The 14,872-nt window shown below is 58.2% G+C and carries 16 protein-coding genes; 7 read left to right on the top strand and 9 right to left on the bottom strand.

Annotated features, from left to right (window positions below; translation table 11 throughout):
• Window positions 1-76 precede the first annotated feature (76 nt).
• The 5 genes from ACOHWE_RS18360 to ACOHWE_RS18340 are packed head-to-tail and all read right to left on the bottom strand — an operon-like array spanning window position 77 to window position 5,824.
• Entirely contained in the window at window positions 77-1,357 is a 1,281-nt protein-coding gene (locus ACOHWE_RS18360) for an amidohydrolase family protein (RefSeq protein ID WP_420668184.1), read from the bottom strand.
• Window positions 1,357-2,301, bottom strand: coding sequence for an ABC transporter permease (locus ACOHWE_RS18355; RefSeq protein WP_420668183.1), 945 nt, complete (start codon window positions 2,299-2,301; stop codon window positions 1,357-1,359). Before ACOHWE_RS18355 ends, ACOHWE_RS18360 begins: the two co-directional genes overlap by 1 nt.
• Window positions 2,301-3,350 carry an ABC transporter permease gene (locus ACOHWE_RS18350; protein WP_420668182.1) on the bottom strand — a complete coding sequence of 350 codons (1,050 nt, stop codon included), beginning with the start codon at window positions 3,348-3,350 and terminating at the stop codon, window positions 2,301-2,303. The genes ACOHWE_RS18355 and ACOHWE_RS18350 overlap by 1 nt, the downstream gene beginning before the upstream one ends.
• Window positions 3,340-4,866 (bottom strand): ABC transporter ATP-binding protein, encoded by a 1,527-nt coding sequence (locus ACOHWE_RS18345; RefSeq protein ID WP_420668229.1) that lies wholly within the window; start codon window positions 4,864-4,866, stop codon window positions 3,340-3,342. Before ACOHWE_RS18345 ends, ACOHWE_RS18350 begins: the two co-directional genes overlap by 11 nt.
• A gap of 1 nt (window position 4,867) precedes the next feature.
• Window positions 4,868-5,824, bottom strand: a complete 957-nt coding sequence (locus ACOHWE_RS18340; protein WP_420668228.1) for a BMP family protein — start codon at window positions 5,822-5,824, stop codon at window positions 4,868-4,870.
• A gap of 196 nt (window positions 5,825-6,020) precedes the next feature.
• On the opposite strand from ACOHWE_RS18340, the gene ACOHWE_RS18335 reads away from it, so the two are divergent.
• Window positions 6,021-6,290, top strand: a complete 270-nt coding sequence (locus ACOHWE_RS18335; RefSeq protein WP_420668181.1) for an HNH endonuclease — start codon at window positions 6,021-6,023, stop codon at window positions 6,288-6,290.
• Window positions 6,291-6,727: 437 nt separating this feature from the next.
• On the opposite strand, the gene ACOHWE_RS18330 is transcribed toward ACOHWE_RS18335, so the two are convergent.
• Together ACOHWE_RS18330 and ACOHWE_RS18325 are read right to left on the bottom strand one after the other, a co-directional pair.
• Window positions 6,728-7,561: a hypothetical protein gene (locus tag ACOHWE_RS18330; RefSeq protein ID WP_420668180.1), complete on the bottom strand. Its 834-nt coding sequence runs from the start codon at window positions 7,559-7,561 to the stop codon at window positions 6,728-6,730.
• An 86-nt stretch (window positions 7,562-7,647) separates the two neighbouring features.
• Window positions 7,648-8,445: a HipA family kinase gene (locus ACOHWE_RS18325; protein ID WP_420668179.1), complete on the bottom strand. Its 798-nt coding sequence runs from the start codon at window positions 8,443-8,445 to the stop codon at window positions 7,648-7,650.
• A gap of 267 nt (window positions 8,446-8,712) precedes the next feature.
• Here ACOHWE_RS18325 and ACOHWE_RS18320 point away from each other — a divergent pair, with 267 nt between their 5' ends.
• The 3 genes from ACOHWE_RS18320 (at window position 8,713) to ACOHWE_RS18310 (ending at window position 10,876) form a co-directional block, all read left to right on the top strand.
• A complete protein-coding gene (locus tag ACOHWE_RS18320; RefSeq protein WP_420668178.1) occupies window positions 8,713-8,898 on the top strand; it encodes a hypothetical protein in 186 nt (61 codons plus the stop codon).
• A 40-nt stretch (window positions 8,899-8,938) separates the two neighbouring features.
• Window positions 8,939-10,249 (top strand): DUF6538 domain-containing protein, encoded by a 1,311-nt coding sequence (locus tag ACOHWE_RS18315; RefSeq protein ID WP_420668177.1) that lies wholly within the window; start codon window positions 8,939-8,941, stop codon window positions 10,247-10,249.
• Window positions 10,250-10,657: 408 nt separating this feature from the next.
• Window positions 10,658-10,876, top strand: coding sequence for a hypothetical protein (locus tag ACOHWE_RS18310; protein ID WP_420668176.1), 219 nt, complete (start codon window positions 10,658-10,660; stop codon window positions 10,874-10,876).
• Window positions 10,877-11,028: 152 nt separating this feature from the next.
• On the opposite strand, the gene ACOHWE_RS18305 is transcribed toward ACOHWE_RS18310, so the two are convergent.
• Window positions 11,029-11,928 carry a hypothetical protein gene (locus ACOHWE_RS18305; protein WP_420668175.1) on the bottom strand — a complete coding sequence of 300 codons (900 nt, stop codon included), beginning with the start codon at window positions 11,926-11,928 and terminating at the stop codon, window positions 11,029-11,031.
• 102 nt (window positions 11,929-12,030) lie between these two features.
• The gene (locus tag ACOHWE_RS18300; protein ID WP_420668174.1) at window positions 12,031-12,252 is read right to left on the bottom strand and encodes a helix-turn-helix domain-containing protein; all 222 of its coding nucleotides are present in this window, start codon (window positions 12,250-12,252) and stop codon (window positions 12,031-12,033) included.
• Window positions 12,253-12,391: 139 nt separating this feature from the next.
• Here ACOHWE_RS18300 and ACOHWE_RS18295 point away from each other — a divergent pair, with 139 nt between their 5' ends.
• From ACOHWE_RS18295 to ACOHWE_RS18285, 3 genes are all read left to right on the top strand, one after another.
• The gene (locus tag ACOHWE_RS18295; RefSeq protein WP_420668173.1) at window positions 12,392-13,000 is read left to right on the top strand and encodes a hypothetical protein; all 609 of its coding nucleotides are present in this window, start codon (window positions 12,392-12,394) and stop codon (window positions 12,998-13,000) included.
• Window positions 13,001-13,214: 214 nt separating this feature from the next.
• A complete protein-coding gene (locus ACOHWE_RS18290) occupies window positions 13,215-13,649 on the top strand; it encodes a hypothetical protein (RefSeq protein ID WP_420668172.1) in 435 nt (144 codons plus the stop codon).
• Window positions 13,646-14,488, top strand: coding sequence for a tellurite resistance TerB family protein (locus ACOHWE_RS18285; protein WP_420668171.1), 843 nt, complete (start codon window positions 13,646-13,648; stop codon window positions 14,486-14,488). Before ACOHWE_RS18290 ends, ACOHWE_RS18285 begins: the two co-directional genes overlap by 4 nt.
• The last annotated feature ends 384 nt before the right edge of the window (window positions 14,489-14,872 follow it).

Below are 14,872 nucleotides of genomic sequence, written 5' to 3'. Positions count from 1 at the left end.
GACCGGCCGCCCCCTCCCCCGGCGGAAAATCTGCAGAACGCCCCGACAACCGGGGAGCTTCTTCAGGCGACCGGCATCACATGCGCCTGGGAGCACGGCGGCGCACCGACTGGGGGCGGCCGTCAAGAGTCAGCGACGCATCGGCCCGCGGGGTGCGCGCAATCACCTTTCCCTTAGAGACAACAGCCAGCCGCGCAGGGCGCAGCCGGATCGCATCTACCGGGGAGGCCGCATCCAGAACCACAAGAGAAGCGCTGGCGCCTTTCCTCAGCCCGTAGTCCTGCAAGCCGATGATCGATGCATTGGTCTCCGTTACCATGGTAAAGCAGCGCGCCATTTCCTCAGGGTGGGTCATCTGCGCGACGTGCAGCCCCATGAAGGCCACATCCAGCATGTCCGCCGTTCCAAGGGAGTACCATGGATCGAGCACGCAATCCTGCCCCCATCCGACGGCAATGCCCATCGCCTGCATTTCTTTGACCCGCGTCAGGCCGCGGCGTTTGGGAAACGTGTCGTGGCGCCCCTGGAGCACGATATTGATGAGCGGGTTCGGAATGGCGGATATCCGGGCTTCCGCAATCAGCGGCAGAAGTTTCGAGACATAGTAATTGTCCATCGAATGCATCGAGGTGAGATGGCTGCCGGCCACCCTCCCCTGCAATCCGGTTCGGATCGTTTCGGCGGCGAGGGTCTCGATGTGGCGGCTCATCGGGTCGTCGGTCTCGTCGCAGTGGATGTCGACCATCAGGCCGCGGTCCGCAGCGATCTCGCACAGGTCCCGCAGGCTGTCCGCGCCGCCCTGCATCGTGCGTTCAAAATGCGGTATGCCCCCCACCACCTCGACCCCCATATCCAGCGCGCGGATCAGATTTTCGCGCCCGTTCCGGGCCCGATAAAGCCCGTCCTGGGGAAAGGCCACCAGCTGCAGGTCGATGTACGCCTTGACCTTCTCCTTCACCTCCAGCATCGCGGTGACGGTATTGAGATGATCGGGCGTAGTGTCGACGTGGCTGCGGATCGCGAGCAGCCCCATCGAGGCCGCCCAGTCGCAATAGGCCAGGGCCCGCTCGACCATATCCTCGACCGAGGCAACTTCCCGCAGCTCGCCCCAGAGCGAAATCCCCTCCAGCAGCGTTCCGGACGCGTTCCTGCGCGGCAAACCGTAGGACAGGGTCGCGTCCATGTGGAAATGCGGGTCCACGAAGGGCGGCGAGACCAGGTCCCCGGTGGCGTCGATCACCTCGAGCGCGGTGGCGCTGATATTCGGCGCAATCTCCGCGATGCGGCCATCCGCGACCGCGATATCTGCGACGGTCCCGTCGGGCAGCGTGCCCCCTTTTACCAGAAGGTCCAGCATCATCTTTCTCCCTTGCTGAACGGCACCATCAGGGCCGCGGGCACTTCGGCGCGGCGCGACATCAGGACAAGCGCCAGGATGGACAGGATATAGGGCAGCATCAGGAACACCTGATACGGCACAACCGCGCCGATGCCGGTCTGCTGAAGCCGGATCTGAAGCGCGTCGAAGGCGGCAAACAGGATGGCGCCCAGCAGCGCCTTGCCCGGTTTCCAGGCTCCGAACACTACCAGCGCAATGCAGATCCAGCCGCGGCCGCCAACCATGTCGAAGAAGAAACTGTCAAAGGCAGACATGGTCAGGAATGCCCCTCCGACAGCCATGAAACCGCTTCCCACAATCACCGCCCCCATGCGGATGGCGGTGACCGAGAGGCCCTGCGCGGTCACTGCACCGGGGCTTTCCCCGGCCGCGCGCACAGCCAGCCCCAGCGGCGTGCGGTAAAGCACCAGGGCCGTGAGCGCCACGAGGATGAAGGCCGCGTAGGTCAGCGGCGTCTGGTGGAAGAGGGCCTGGCCAATGACCGGGATATCCGACAGAATCGGAATTTCCACGGGCTGGAACGCGGTGATCTTCGGCGGTGAGGAAACCTCGGGCAACACCACGCGGTAGGTGAAGAAAGTGGCGGAGGTTGCCAGCAGCGTGATCCCCACGCCAACGACATGCTGTGACAGCCCGAAGGGGACCGACAGGACCGAATGCAGCAGGCCGAAAATCATGCCGGCGAACAGCGCCGCAGCGACGCCGCCCCACAGCGGCAGCCCCGCCCAGACCGAGATCCAGCCCGCAAAGGCCCCCGCAACCATGATGCCCTCGATCCCGAGGTTCAATACGCCTGCCCGCTCGCAGATCAGCTCCCCCATGGTGGCAAAGATCAGCGGCGAAGCGATGCGGACCGCCGCCGCCCAGAACGAGACGGACAGGAGAATATCGAGAATATCCATCAGTCCCTCCTGACCCGGAATTTGGTGAAAAGGATTGCGAGGACCATCAGCAGAAGGGCGCTCGCGAGCATGATGTCGGCGAGGTAGGTCGGCACCCCGATCGCCCGGCTCATGCTGTCGGCACCAACGAAAATGGCCGCCACGAACAAGGCCGCAAGCACGACGCCAAGAGGGTTAAGAAGCGCAAGCATGGCGACAACGATGCCGGTGTAGCCAAACCCAGGGCTAATATCGAGAGTAAGCGCGCCCTTCAGGCCCGCGACCTCGGAAAACCCGCCGAGCGCCGCAAGCCCGCCGGACAAGAGCGCGGTCTTGAGTATCACCCTGGTGACCGGGATTCCGGCAAACCGGGCTGCCTCGGCGTTCTGGCCGACCGCCCGCATCTCGAAGCCCAGCGTGGTCTTGCGGTCGACAACATAGAGCGCCGCAGCGCAGATCAGCGCGAGACCAAAGCCCCAGTGCAGCCGCAGGCCTTCGACGATGCGCGGCAGACGGGCTTCATCGGCGAGACGGGCGGACTTCGGCCAGCCCATCCCCATCGGATCCTTCAGCGGGCCTTCGAGCAGGTAGGAGACGAACAGCAGAAAGATGAAGTTGAACAGGAGTGTGGTGACAACTTCATCCACACCGAACCGCGTTTTCAGCAGCGCGGGCACCAGCAGGACCACCGCGCCCGCAAGCGCCGCCGCAATGGCCAGGGTTGGCAGCATCAGAGGCGCAGGCAGGGTCAGCGCGCCGGTGCCCAGCACTACGGTCATGACCGCACCGGCGTAGAACTGCGCCTCCGCGCCGATGTTCCACAGCTTGGCACGAAAGGCCACTGCCACCGCAAGCCCGGTGAAAATAAGGGGGGTTGCGCGGTTGAGGGTTTCGAGCAAGGCGAACTTCGACCCGAACGCCCCCGTGAAGATCAGGCCGAACACCGCCAGCGGGTCACCGCCAGCGATTAGCGCCAACAGCGCCGCTGCCAGAAAGGAGGCCAAGATCGCAAGCGCTGGCGGCACCAGCCTGCGGACCGGCGTAGGAGAGGTGACAGGTTCAAGGCGCATGATCACCTCCGTGGCCTGCCATCCATTTGCCGATTTCGGCGGCAGAGAGCTCTCCCCGCCCGAAGGCGGGGCTGAGCCGGCCTTCGGATATGACGTGGATGCGATCGGACAGTTTCATGATTTCGTCGAGATCCTCGGAAATGAGAAGCACTGCAGCCCCCGCCTCGCGCGCCTTGGCCAGGCGGCCGTGCACATAGTTGACGGCGCCGATATCGAGCCCGCGCACAGGCTGGTTGGCGACAATGATGGCCGGCCGTTCTTCGAGAACCCGGCCCAGAATGAGCTTTTGCATGTTGCCGCCTGACAAGAGCCGGATACGCGTGTTCGGGCCGGGGCAGCGCACATCGTAGGTCTGGATCAGTTTTTCGGCATGGGCGCGCGCCTTTCCCCAATTCATCCAGCCCCTGCTGGAAAACGCCCCTGCATATGTTTCGAGAATGGCGTTTTCGGTCAGGCTGAAGTCCGGGATTGTGCCGGTCTTGTGGCGGTCTTCGGGAATGCGCCCGATCCCGGCTGCGAGCGCCGCGCGCGGCGACCAGCGTGCGGGTGTCCTGCCCGCGACCGCCATCTCTCCGGACCGGGGCGCGAGCATGCCGCAGATCAGATCGGACAGAGCGCCCTGCCCGTTCCCCGAGACCCCCGCAAGACCCGTGATCTGGCCCCCAAAGAGATCCAGGTCGATACTGTGCAGGCCCTCCGCTGCCACCGACCTGAGCGAAAGCAGCGCCGGGCCTGCGGGCATGGCCGGAATGTCGGGCGCATGGACCTCGCCCCCGACCATCAGCGCGGCAAGCTCCTCGCGGCTGGTATCGCTTGTGGCCCGCTCCGCCACCAGGCGGCCGTGCCGCAGGACCATGACGCGGTGCGAAATCGCCATCACCTCATGCAGTTTGTGGGAAATGAACACGATCGACAGCCCAAGCGCGATGGCCTCGCGCAGCGTCGCGAACAGGGCGCTGGTTTCCTGCGGCGTGAGGACCGCGGTTGGTTCATCGAGGATCAGAACGCGGGCATCCCGGTAGAGTGCTTTCAGGATCTCGACTCTCTGGCGTTCACCCACGGTGAGGCGCGCCACCTTGGCATTGGGATCGACGCTCAAGTGAAACTTATCCGACAGGGCGCGGATTTTTTCTTTCGCCCGGGCCGGAGCCAGTGACAGCCCCCCGAGCGGCTGCGTGCCCAGCACGATGTTTTCCCAGACCGTCAGGTTGGGGGCGAGGGTAAAATGCTGATGGACCATGCCGACGCCGGCATCCAGCGCGGCGCGCGGATTGCCGGCCGGAAGCCGCCGCCCGAAAACCTCTACCGTGCCTTCATCCGCCGTGTATTGGCCGAAAAGGATGTTCATCAGCGTGGTCTTGCCCGCGCCGTTCTCGCCCAGAAGCGCGATGACCTCGCCTTTGTTCAGGGCGAAGCTGACATTTTCATTGGCAATGACCGAGCCGAACGACTTGGTAATGCCGTGCATACGCAGGACAGGCGAAGCCTGTCCTGCGTCAACTTCAGCGTGTTTCATTTCAGGAGGATTTCGGCTCTTCGTCATTGATCTCGACGGTAAATTCCCCCGCCTTGATCGCAGCCGCCCGCTTGCCAACCAGATCCAGCGCTTTCTGGGGGATCTTGCCTTCGAATGTGCCGAACGGCGCAAGAGAACACCCTCCTGCCTTCATAAAGGAGTAGGTCCCGTAGTCCTCGGCCGTGAAACTTCCGGCCTTGACCTTGGCAATCGCCGCGTCGAGGGTCGGCTCGAAGTGCCAGACCGCGGAAGCCACGACAGTTTCGGGGTAATCAGCCTGCGTATCGATCACGTTGCCGATGGTGAGAATGCCCTTTTCCTTGGCCGCGTCCGATACGCCGAAGCGCTCTGCATAAAGCACGTCCGCGCCGTTTTCTATCATCGCATATGCGGTCTCTTTCGCCTTGGGCGGATCGAACCAGCTGCCGATGAAGGATACCTGAAACTGCATATCGGGATTCATTTCCCTCGCGCCTGCCATGAAGGCGTGCATGAGGCGGTTCACCTCTGGGATCGGAAAGCCGCCGACCATGCCGATGTTGCCGCTCTCGGACATTGCGCCTGCAATAATGCCGGACAGGTAGGACGCGTCCTGGATGTAGTTGTCAAATACGGACAGATTGGCGAGCGCGGGATCCTCCTTGAACGAGGAGCCGAGCAGGAAGGCCACCTCCGGATAATCCGCGGCCACTTCCCGGGCTTCCTGCTCCACACCGAAAATCTCTCCGACGATCATGTCATAGCCCTGCTCGGCATATTCCCGCATCACCCGCGGGTAGTCGGTGTTTGCCGTATTCTCCGAGTAATCATATTCGATTTCGCCGCGTTCCTGGGCCGCGATCGCGGCAAGATGGATCCGGCTGACCCATTGCTGCTCGACTGGAACGGTGTAAATGCCTGCCACCTTGAGGACCTTATCCTCTTGCGCGAGGGCCATGCCGGACATCGCGCTGAGCATGACACCGCCGGCGGCACCGGCCTTCAGAAATGCGCGGCGCGAGGGGGAGGCGGAAATGTTTTTTTTGTTCATTTTAATTCACTCCTGTTGGTTTTTTTAAAGTTTTACAAATTGATACGGCCTTTATTGTCGCTGGGTCAACTGTCTTGCGCGATGCAGACCCGGTCCGGCTGGCGGCGGCACCGCGCCTGGAGAGATGCACCCGCCCCCGCGGCGCACTCCTGATCAGATAACGGCAACGGTGCGGCGACCCAAGATGCGGTTCCGGGGGCGGCAAGTGGCGGCGGCGAGGTTCGTCTACTGCGTGCTCAACCGGGCGGTCATCGGGACGACGACGATGGTTCGGCATCGGTGCGGTAATGAACTGTGCTGTCGGCCAGAGCATCTAGTGGAGGGGTCAGCGGCGGATAACAAGCGCGACGACTGGGATCACTGGGCAAACGGTGTGGACTTCAGCTTGCTCTAACCCGTGGCGATGGCCTCCAGCGGTATACTGGGGGCCTCCCGACCCACCCTAAACACCCGTTCTGAAGCGGCTAACAGCACGCCAAGACACTGGGGCCGAAACCGGGGGCCTTTTTGGGGCTAACGGGTGCGCCAGGTGCTTGTTTTCTTGTGTGAGAGGCCGATGGCTGGGGTGGCAGGACGCCTTGCCTGCCCATCCGCTTCATCGCCTTAGCCGCCCCGTCAGCAAACCTGGGGCCATTCCTGGGGCGGTTCGGTGGCTAACGACCCGTCTCCGGGCCGCTCACCCAACATCCCAGCCAAAACATCCCAGCCTAGAACCGCTGCCGAGCCGCTACCAACTTCCCAGCCACCCGCTGACGTGTGGTGGCGGTGGAGACCCGGTGGTGGCGTTGGCCGGTGGTTTGGGTGGGGTGGTTAGGTATCGAAAAAAACTCTTCAGGCTGCTTCAAGCTTCAACACATGGTCTCCGATCTCGACCACGGTATTCAAAGCTCTCAAGCGCAATTCTTCTTGGTCAGCCTGGTGTTCAAGCTCCTCGAAGGCCTCGTTCAAGTTTTCCTGTTGCTTCTCTGAAAGTTGAGGATCATCCGCGTGAGGACGCTGCAGTATCATCTCATGTTTTCGATCTAGTACGCTATTCGGGTCTCGGTCGCGTTCAACTTTCAGGTCCCAGAGGCGCCGTTTTACGATGTTTACGGAGGCCGTAAGGGCACCTGCTTTCAACGTCCCGAAATTCGCAACAAGTTTTGATCCTGAGAAATCAATAATAACCTTGTGACTGCTACCCTTATTACGCCTCTGCTTCCCTTCTCTAAGGTCGCTGCTAAAAAAACCAGCGTAGCCGGCTCTTTGCGCTTTGACGTAGTCGCAAACTAAAAACGGCAGTCGATCTCCACTACTTTCTTGGGGGTCCGCTACATTTGCATTGGAAGCAACTATCTTGGACGCCTCTACCTGCTCTTGATAAAGGGATGATAGAACGGCCATCCAGCTCTTACCTATGGCTTGGAGGCTATCACCTTCAGCTGTTCGCAACTCACCAACATGGACACCACTGATAACGTGATTGGGATCCGTCAGCGCTTCTACCGAACGCAGAGCGAGTTCGTTCCTCAAATGATCAATGGCTATCTCAATAGCACTGATGGTCGCAAAAGCGTCATCCCCATAAAAGCAATGCAAGCGGCCAACGGCATTGGCTGGCTCGACATGAAAGCCCTCACTGTTCACGACAGCAACACCGACCACAAGGCGCTCGTAGCCGCCCATGATGGGTGACAACATTATGGGGGCCCACGTCGCTTGAAGCTTAGTGCTCCAAGCTGGGAACTGGCTGGAGTCTAGGTTAATTTCCATCAAACCATCACCGGCACGCCGAGCGCTCTACTGGAGTGTTGAGGGACCATAGCAGCTCTACTCTCAAGAAAGTCTTTCAGAGCATCCAGGTATTCTTTAGGCAGCAATTCCACGATGCGGCTTTTGGATGAAGCTGCAGCAATGTCGCAGGCCCCAATCGTCTCGCCAAACTTCCTGGCTTCTACTGCACGTTCCTTCTTTTGATCCACGGAAAGTAGGCTGGTAAGCCATTCGGACAAGCGGTGACGGTAGCTTGCATCTGGATTAAGGTGCTCAGGCTTCCACGACGGACCAGTGAAGCTGTGCCCGTGGTCAATCATCCAGCATTCATTCTTATTCCCAAACAGGATATTACCAGGATGTCGGTCGGTGTTGGCGATCCAAGCATCGTACGCATACAAACGGCCAAGATCATCCCAATTCATCACTTGGTTGATAAGAGACAGTCGCTCTGGCAGGTTCGCGGTCTGCAGACGAAATGTTAGGTTGGGAACTTTAACATCGGCGCTCACGAACACGAGTCGGCTCCCATCACTGAGAACTGGGCTATGCCTCAAGCTGAGGTCCCCTGGTCGCACTAGCCCGATATAGCAATCGGGTACAGGGAGCTTAACTTCACGCGCCAGGGTATACGCAAGCAACTCATTGCAGAGCTGAGTTATATCCAAGTCTTTAATAATGCTTAACCTTGTCGCCCCATCGGACGTCAGAACCTGACCTCTATAAGTGTCATTCACATTGCCTTCGTTGAAGCCAACGGCACCGAGCAACACTGTCGCGAGTTGAATATCCGGCATAAAAAACTGTTTCTAGCTATTCCCTGCAATCACCTTTTACGGGAAATCTGACATCCAGATCAAGTCACCCGAGAGCCATCAACAGGCCAAGAGCAAACTGAGCACCCCTCCGTATCTAAATCGATAGCAACTACGGAGGTTAATCATGTTGTCTCAAATGCTTACGAAGTACCTGCTAGCAGCCAAGCCGATAAAGGCCAGACGGTCCAGCAGCGGCGAAATCGTCATAGGCAAAATCATCATCGTCCTGTTTGCCAGGATCGACTGATGGACGAGCTGGCGGAAGGCACCATCGTGGTCATCCGCGCGTCTGAAGACTGGCCGGAGCATCTGTTCCGGATCACCGAAGTCTTTGACGACTGCGTGGGCGGCTACTCATTGAACGGACCATTGGAAGGCGAATACGGCGAGCCGGACTTCGACCTGATCCTGAGGGTCTACGAGGGCGACTGACGCCCTTTTCCCAATCTCAAAACCAGAAGGAGGAGACGCAATGTCTGCTCAGATCAAGTATGCGTACTTGAAAGGACACACGTGGCTCTATCGACGCCATTACCCGAAAGACGTGGCTCTGGCTCTTGGCCAGCAAGCCCTGAAACAATCGCTGAAGGCGAGAGATGCCGCTACCGCCCGCGTCCGGGCAGCTGAATTGAACGCCCGCTATGAAACGCAGGTGGCAGAGGTTCGGTCACTCGCAGAGGAAGCGCTTAGTGCTCCAAGGAGCAGCGGAACCGCCCCCGCATGGGCAGCTAACCCGGAAGGCGCTCTCGACCGCCTGCGGGCCTCTCTGGCAGACTCCGGAGCAGTCCTTGACCGGCCTGACTTCAACCGGTTGGCGGCGAAGCAGAAGATCCTGATTGGTGACCGCGCTGACCTGTACTTGAGGCACCGGAGCAGCCAGCTTCGCCATGGCGGGTTCAAATCGGTTCGCTATTCGGTGGAGCTGTTCGCTAGCCGGTATGGTCAACGGTCGCTCTGCAGCCTTGGACGAGATGACGGTCGGGAGTTTCTTGGGGCAATCGCCAAGTTGTCCCCGCTGGTTGGCAAGTCGGCGTCGACGAGAGGGTTGGGCCTGGACGGTCTGCTGTCTTTCTCGGAGAACTGCGCCGCCAAGATAACCGTGCGGACCCAGAAGCGTGTCTGGTCACAAGTGAATCATTTCCTCGACTGGTGCGTCTATGAAGGCGCTCTAGAAGCCAATCCGTTTAAATCAGTGCTGTTTGACCAGAAGGTTCGACCCAAGCCCTATGCGGTGCCGACGGACGAGGAAGTGCGGCGGTTGCTGGCTGACCGGAGTGGCGATCTGCATCCAGTGTTTCTGACCTGCTTGTTGTCGGGGATGCGAGCCGGTGAAGCGGCTGGCTTGCTTCGGGACGATCTGGTGTCGAAGGGGAACCTTGGAACCTTTGCTTGGGTACGACCAAACGAGCTGAGACTGCTCAAGACCGACGCTGCGGAGCGGTTGGTTCCAGTTCACCCGGTGCTGGAGGAACTGTTCGCGGACCTGCCTAACTTCGGCCCGCTTTTCCCTGACCTGAATGTCAACCAGATCACCAAGGCGTTTGCAACGGCCCGGCGACGGTTGAAGCTGGAGCGTCCAGGGCTGGTGTTTCATTCGACCCGGAAGTGGTTCATCACCCAGTGCGAGCGTACTGGTGTCCCGGAGCATTTCACGGCATCTCTGGTGGGGCATAAGTCGGCTCGGTCAGAGAACGGGATCACCTACGGCATCTACTCCGCAGGGATCAGTGACGAGCAGAAGCGGTCCATCATCGACCAGATACGGCTTCCGGTGCCGGGATGAGTATTCCCAACATCGAGGAGTTTGAAGAGAGGGCCGCTATCGCTGAATACGATGGCGGTCTTTCTCGTAGGGCTGCCGAAGATCTGGCGGCTCGGTCCCAGGGCTTCGCTGACGCTGAAGACTACTGGAGATGGCTGGCGGAATACGTGCTGACCCGAAAGATACCATAGAGACACCCCGGCTGGCTTCGTGCTGGCCGGGGAGCACTTTGCTTTTTTCTTCAGAGCCAGAGATTAACCATAAACCCCTTGCAAACAGATAGCGCTAACTGTAGGAAGGCCTCCCTCCCTGCTTGGAGGATCAACGATAACAATAACAAGGAGCCCGTACCGATCTTGGATTTCACCGTCTGTCTTCGTGACCCACTCACCAAGGCAATCGCTACGGGGGCCAAAGAGAGGAAATTTCATGACCACTCAACTTGATGCAGAATTCGAAGTCATCGCCGTCGACGGTAGCCAAGCGTACTTTCTGGACGCTACCAACGATGGGGCTGACCAGTTCGAGGAATTTGAGACCCACTCAGGCGTGAGTCTGGCTGACCTCGAACGTGCAGATCGAACAGAGACAACGGTGTTCGTCCCGGCTGATAACCGCCACTACACTGTCGTTCGGTTGCAAAGCTGATAGCTGAAGGGAAACTGAAGCCCTTTGCCGCATAATCTGGCTAACTAGTCTTTGGCTCACCTCTGTCCTCTGGATGGCGGTGGGCCTTTCTAGTCTGGGGCGTAAGCCTGGCCTCGGCAGCCAGACGGCCTACACTTTGATTTTCTTACGGCTCATCTTCTTGCTGGTTTTCTTTTCCGCCTTTGAGCGCGCTTTGTTTCTTTGGGCAGGTTCCGAGCAGGCCCTGGCGAGAACTTTGAATCGGTACCTTTTCGGACCACAGTAGCATCAGGAAAGTGCTGGCACAGCGCATCCGTGATCCCGACGAGAACCTCAGCACATGTTTCAAGTCCTAGTGCAAGAAACCCTCTGTCGTAGGGGTTCTCCAAACCCGTGCCACGCCCGTTTGGCTCCATGCGATAGAAGGCAAGTGACTGGACGTGTGCATGTTGAGATGTGATGTTCCAAAGGAGGTAAAAGTAAGACTTGTCCCAGCCCTTACGAGCCATGATGTCCTCCTTAGTTTCAAACATCAACTTGCCACCTTTGAGGGCGTCTTTCTTAACTTTTTCTGGGAGTTCCTTGAAACGCTGTGTCTGCTCTAGCCGTCCGATTATTTCGGCGCGCGCTTTTTCGGTTTCTTCATCTGCAATTCCACCATGGACAACGTTGAGCCGCTTGGTCAGGTCGTAGAGGTGCATCAACTGCACTATAGCTCGTTGATTTTCTTTGCCGGGATCTGCGTCGCAGAGGTAGTAGAACAACAGCGAAGCTTCTAGAATTGAACGAAAGCCGCCTGCGTTAGCCCCGAAGTCCCAATCGTCGTGATCTGAGGAACGCCAGCGATTTTTTGGAACTGATCTCAATAGGTTTCGCGCATGGGCTAGGATACGCACAAATACATGGGTTGCGTAGCCAAGACTTGGAAAAACATTCTGGCCACTAACCGCTTGAGAAACCGCGCAAGCCTCACATACGGCAGCGTCGAACTGCTCTAAGCATCCCTTGTATCGGGAGCGAGAAGAGTAATTTTCAGGTATTTCTGGTTCGGGTAGCGTATGCGTGTCAGCCAAATCAGCACCTACCTTGTCTGTTCGAACCCATTACCAACACCGCAGACCGTGGTGAAGGTCAGTTTCGCCTGGATAGAATTCCACTACGGATTGTCCATGCTATTAAACTTGATCTTTCTCAGGCACCAACAGCCTCCAAGCGGGAATGCCAAGCGGCTCAGCCAGCTTCTCCAGAACCACGATAGTTGGATTCCTTACTCCGCGTTCGACACCGCTAACATAGGTTCGGTGCAGGCCGCATTCAAAGGCCAAAGCCTCCTGCGAGAATCCCGCTTCCTCCCTGAAACGCTTCAGATTTCGTCCAACTAGCCTGCGTATCTCCATGCTCGGAGAGAGCAGTCTTGTAGACTTACAATCTACAGACTATGAGTCTCATTTGCCGGGCGCTTCAAAACTACGCGGCGCTAAAGGGCGGCAAACTGGGCAGATTTTCAGCTCCATCCATCATCGAATGAGGAAGCTCATGGAAAGCACATTTAGAATTATATTCTGGGCGGGGTTGGCCGGATGTGCTGCTTGGTTTTGGTACACGATGTTTCAGCCGATGACGGTGCTAGTCGAAGCGGCAGGCGTCTCCGCAGGCACCTTGCTGCTGATCGGCGCAGCGGGTCTGCTCTACTTCTGGATCCCGCAGGCATTTGACCTTGGCAAGGCAAACAAGGTGGCAGAGGCAACGGCTCAGAATGCCGTAACGAGGGCTAAGTCGGTGAAGAGTGAGGTGCTTACAAAGGCCAAACCATGGCACTGGGGCCTAGTTGCTGTCGTCATCTTGGCGCTCTTTGCTGGCTGGAGCATGATGAAGTCAGCGGAACGAGCCGAAGCCGATCTGTCCCATCTAGTCACTCAGGTTCGATCTACGTGTGCCTCCTGGCTAAACAAGGAAATGAATGGCAGCAACCGGATCAACCCTGCATGGGCAAACGACGCTTGGCAGAAAAAGGGGCACATTGTTGTTGAGGTCGTCTGGAAGGAAGGCTCTTCGCACCGGTCCCGGCTATGCGTTTACGATCCGAGCACAAGGAAAATGGATTCTCCGGGAGCCTTCGGAAGAGTGCGCTGGGAGAAGCAATAACTTGGCAATGGAGGAGGTACTACGGCTTAATGCATAAGGTCAGGTCCGCGGCTCCCGCTGGTGCAGTTCCTGCGGGGGCTTGCATTTCAACAGACATCCGCTTCAATTTTACGCAGAGCCGAGAGTTTGGTTTCGCCTAAATATTGAATTTGTGACTAGGCTTGGGGAAGTAGATATGCGGATCACAGGCGTTGCACCCGATACAGGTGAACAAATGACCACTGAGATTTCCGATGAGAATAGAGAGAGCATTGAGTGGCTTAGCCAGATGGGTTTGAAACCTTCTGAGCTAAAGGCCAGGATAGAGACGCTGGATATTTCAGCAGATGCCAAGGTCATCCTGTTGCAGTTGGCTACCAAGGTAGTGAGGATCGGGGAGACGGTCGTCAAGATTGGGCAGAAGGTCCTCGAGCTCGTCTTCAAGTTCACGTCGAGCTATCCAAACACAACATTTGGGGTGGTATTTGGCGCGATCGCTGGAACACTGATTTCCAGTATCCCTATCATTGGCTTTGTTCTCGGCCCCTTGGTTTCCCCCATCTTGCTTCTTCTGGGCATCGCCCTTGGCGCTAAGACGGACTTCGTCGAGAAAGCAATGGAAGCCAGGATCAAGTCATCTCTTGAACCTTTCAACGCATTGAAGGCATGAGCAAAGTGAGTGACGACCGCGAACTTGCCGATAGGCTGAGTGAAGTTGATGTTGTTGTTTCTGACCCGTTCCGTTTCAAGGCGCGGTTAGAGATCGGGGAGAAAGCCTTCCAAACGCTGACTCTGAGAAACAAGGCGTTTGAGTTCTGGGATATGGCGGGAGTGGCCGTGACCGGTGCGCAAGTAGCCAAGTCGGCCACGGTGGCCTCGGCATTCTTTTCGACTACTTCTGGCGGTTTTTTAGGTCTGTTTGCCACCACTACTGCCTTTACGCCTATTGGCTGGGTGATCGCTGCAGGCCTTGCCTCAGGAGGGGCCTACTACGGGATCGTTCGGCTAATGAAGGGGCTGGATGATGATCGGATAGATGTTGTGCCAAAGTTCATCAACACACCTCTTGATGTCCTTGGTGCATCACTCCTAGACCTGATTGCTCCTCTAGCCCTGAAGGTTGCCGCCGCTGACGGGAAGATACTTGAGGAAGAACTAGAGGTTATTCGCTCGTATTTCGTTGAGGGCTGGGGATTTAACCCTGAGTATGTTGAGATCGCCCTCCAGATATTCTCCGCGAAACTTGACGATTTATCTCTCCGAGACCTAACGGAGGAACTGCGTAAGTTCACGTTGGAGAGTAGGGACTGCAACCATAAGAGGGTTCGCGAGAAGATTATCCAGTTGCTCCGTGAGGTTGCTGAAGCAGATGGGCAGATCCATGAACTAGAGGAGTTGATGATCCAGCATGTGGCTGAATTTCTGCCGAAAGATCCGTGGTTTCAAATGCCAAAGTTCGACATGCTTCCCAGCGTACCCAAGTTGCCAGGATGGAAAAGCCGCACCTAACCCCACACCACACCACCGGCCAACGCCACCACCGGGTCTCCACCGTCACCACTCGTCAGCGGGTTGATAGCGGCAGGCTGGGATGTTGGCGGGTCGATAGCAACTCTTGGCTGGGTTGTTGACGGCTGGGATGTTGGGTGAGCGGCCCGGAGACGGGTCGTTAGCCACCGAACCGCCCCAGGAATGGCCCCAGGTTTGCTGACGGGGCGGCTAAGGCGATGAAGCGGATGGGCAGGCAAGGCGTCCTACCACCCCAGCCATCGGCCTCTCACACAAGAAAACAAGCTCCCGCCGCACCCGTTAGCCCCGAAAAGGCCCCCGGTTTCGGCCCCAGTGTCTTGGCGTGCTGTTAGCCGCTTCAGAACGGGTGTTTAGGGTGGGTCG

Source organism: Cribrihabitans neustonicus (assembly GCF_048820895.1).
Taxonomy (GTDB): domain Bacteria; phylum Pseudomonadota; class Alphaproteobacteria; order Rhodobacterales; family Rhodobacteraceae; genus Cribrihabitans_A; species Cribrihabitans_A neustonicus.
The sequence above is the reverse complement of the archived record's forward strand: the minus strand, read 5'-3'. Positions and strand labels throughout refer to the sequence as shown.